At 68.4% G+C, this 3,007-nt stretch carries 2 protein-coding genes and 1 pseudogene; all 3 read left to right on the plus strand.

Annotated elements, in window-relative coordinates; genetic code table 11:
• Window positions 1-122 precede the first annotated feature (122 nt).
• Window positions 123-1,988 (plus strand): annotated as a pseudogene (infB, locus tag BHQ18_RS28760) (translation initiation factor IF-2); the annotation flags it as partial.
• Window positions 1,989-2,088: 100 nt separating this feature from the next.
• Window positions 2,089-2,592, plus strand: a complete 504-nt coding sequence (rbfA, locus tag BHQ18_RS28765; RefSeq protein ID WP_069417034.1) for a 30S ribosome-binding factor RbfA — start codon at window positions 2,089-2,091, stop codon at window positions 2,590-2,592.
• Window positions 2,567-3,007, plus strand: a 441-nt coding sequence (locus BHQ18_RS28770) for a DHH family phosphoesterase (RefSeq protein WP_205866215.1), incomplete at its 3' end; no start/stop codon positions are given. The genes rbfA and BHQ18_RS28770, both read left to right, overlap by 26 nt.

Here is a 3,007-nt window from a genome sequence, read left to right on the forward strand (position 1 = left end):
CCGATGTCGAAGTGCCCCAACGCCTCGACCAGCGTGTCGCGGCGCCGCCGGTACCGCAGCCGCATCCGCCGGATGTGCTTGTCGTAGCCGCCACCGGCGATGAAGTCCGCCATGGTCAGCTGGGCGAGCGCGCCAAGAGAGCCGAATACGAGAACATGCAGGCACCGGTCGTCGGTGGTGTGCGGTTGCCGCACGGCAACGGCGAGACCATCCGGTTGGCCCGCGGTGCGTCGCTGTCCGACTTCGCGGAGAAGATCGACGCCAACCCGGCCTCGCTGGTGCAGGCGCTGTTCAACCTCGGCGAGATGGTGACCGCCACCCAGTCGGTGGGTGACGACACCCTCGAACTGCTCGGCAGCGAGATGAACTACAAGGTGCAGGTCGTCTCCCCGGAGGACGAGGACCGCGAACTGCTCGAGTCGTTCGACCTCACCTACGGCGAAGACCAGGGCGGCGAGGAGGACCTGGAGGTCCGGCCGCCGGTGGTGACCGTCATGGGCCACGTCGACCACGGCAAGACCCGACTGCTGGACACGATCCGCAACGCCACCGTCCGCGAGGGCGAGGCCGGCGGCATCACCCAGCACATCGGCGCCTACCAGGTCACCGTGGATCTCGACGGCAACGAGCGGCCGATCACCTTCATCGACACCCCCGGTCACGAGGCGTTCACCGCCATGCGTGCCCGCGGTGCGAAGGCCACCGACATCGCGATCCTGGTGGTCGCCGCCGACGACGGCGTCATGCCGCAGACGGTGGAGGCGGTCAACCACGCGCAGGCCGCCGACGTGCCGATCGTGGTGGCGGTCAACAAGATCGACAAGGAGGGCGCCGACCCGGCCAAGATCCGCGGGCAGCTCACCGAATACGGTCTGGTGCCCGAGGAGTACGGCGGCGACACCATGTTCGTCGACATCTCGGCCAAGGCCGGCACCAACATCGAGGCGCTGCTCGAGGCGGTCGTGCTGACCGCCGACGCGTCGCTGGACCTGCGGGCCAACCCCGACATGGAGGCCCAGGGCGTGGCGATCGAGGCACACCTCGACCGCGGCCGCGGCCCGGTGGCGACCGTGCTCATCCAGCGCGGCACGCTGCGGGTCGGCGACTCGGTGGTGGCCGGCGACGCCTACGGGCGTGTGCGCCGCATGGTCGACGAACACGGCGAGGACGTCACCGAGGCGCTGCCGTCGCGGCCGGTCCAGGTCATCGGCTTCACGTCGGTGCCCGGTGCCGGTGACAACTTCCTGGTCGTCGACGAGGACCGCATCGCCCGGCAGATCGCCGACCGGCGCAGCGCGCGCAAGCGCAACGCGCTGGCCGCCCGCAGCCGCAAGCGCATCAGCCTCGAGGACCTGGATTCGGCGCTGAAGGAAACCAGCCAGCTGAACCTGATCCTCAAGGGCGACAACGCCGGTACGGTCGAGGCGCTCGAGGAGGCCCTGCTGGGCATCCAGATCGACGACGAAGTCGAGCTGCGGGTCATCGACCGCGGCGTCGGCGGTGTTACCGAGACCAACGTCAACCTGGCGTCGGCGTCGGATGCGATCATCATCGGCTTCAACGTCCGCGCGGAGGGCAAGGCCACCGAGCTGGCCAACCGCGAGGGTGTCGAGATCCGCTACTACTCGATCATCTACCAGGCGATCGACGAGATCGAAGCGGCGCTCAAGGGCATGCTCAAGCCGGTCTACGAGGAGAAGGAACTCGGCCGCGCCGAGATCCGGGCGATCTTCCGGTCGTCGAAGGTCGGCAACATCGCCGGCTGCCTCGTCCAGTCCGGGATCATGCGGCGCAACGCCAAGGCCCGGTTGCTGCGCGACAACGTGGTGGTCGCCGAGAACCTCACGGTGTCCTCGCTGCGCCGGGAGAAGGACGACGTCACCGAGGTCCGCGAGGGCTACGAGTGCGGTCTGACGCTGACCTACTCCGACATCAAGGAAGGCGACGTCATCGAGACCTACGAGCTCGTCGAGAAGGAGCGCGGCTAGGTGGGTGCTCGGTTGCTTCGCCGAGCGTGGGACTTGTGGCGCGAATCCGGTCGGAATCCGTCACAATCCCCACTCTCGGTGAGAGACACAGGGACTCGGCATGGCTGATCCGGCCCGGGCGAAGCGGCTGGCCAAGCGCATCTCCACCATCGTGGCATCGGCGATCGAGTACGAGATCAAGGATCCGCGGCTGGCCGGTGTGACGATCACCGACGCCAAGGTCACCAACGATCTGCACGACGCGACGCTGTACTACACGGTGCTGGGGTCGTCGCTGTCGGAGGAGCCCGACTATGTGGGCGCCGCCGCGGCGCTGGAGAAGGCCAAGGGCGTGCTGCGCTCCAAGGTCGGTGCCAGCCTGGGTGTGCGGTTCACTCCGACGTTGGCGTTCGAGCGCGACACCGTGCCCGACGCCGCGGTCAAGATGGAGGAACTGCTCGCCCGGGCGCGCGCCGCGGATGAGGATTTGGCGAGAGTTCGACAAGGCGCCAAGCATGCCGGGGATGCGGACCCGTACCGTGTCAGTGAGGGTGAAAGCCAGACAGTTTCTGGGGGGCTTGACGACTCTGAGGACACCGGTGACCGCGATAGACAAGACGACTGACGCCGTTGCGCTAGGCGAGCGGGTCGACGCCCATGCCGCTGCGGGTCTGCTCTCGGCGGCCGCCTCGGTCAGCGTGGTCTGCCACGTCTATCCTGACGCCGACACCATCGGCGCCGGCCTGGCCCTGGCGCTGGTGTTGGACCAGGCGGGCAAGAGCGTCCAGGTCAGCTTCGCGGCCCCGGCCACGCTGCCCGAGTCGTTGCAGTCGCTGCCCGGCGGCCACCTGCTCGTCACCCCCGAGGAAATGAAGCGCGACGCCGACCTCGTGGTGACCGTCGACATCCCCAGCGTCAACCGGCTGGGCGCTCTGCGCGAACTCGCCGACCCGCCGCGCGAGGTGCTGGTCATCGACCATCACGCGTCCAACCAGCTGTTCGGCACCGCCAACTACGTCGACGCGTCCGCCGACTCCACA

The sequence above is a fragment of the Mycolicibacterium flavescens genome (assembly GCF_001722335.1).
GTDB lineage: Bacteria > Actinomycetota > Actinomycetes > Mycobacteriales > Mycobacteriaceae > Mycobacterium > Mycobacterium flavescens.

Coding starts and splice junctions, on each gene's coding strand:
- rbfA (WP_069417034.1), top strand. CDS start 2,089: ATGGCTGATCCGGCCCGGGCGAAGCGGCTGGCCAAGCGCATCTCCACC.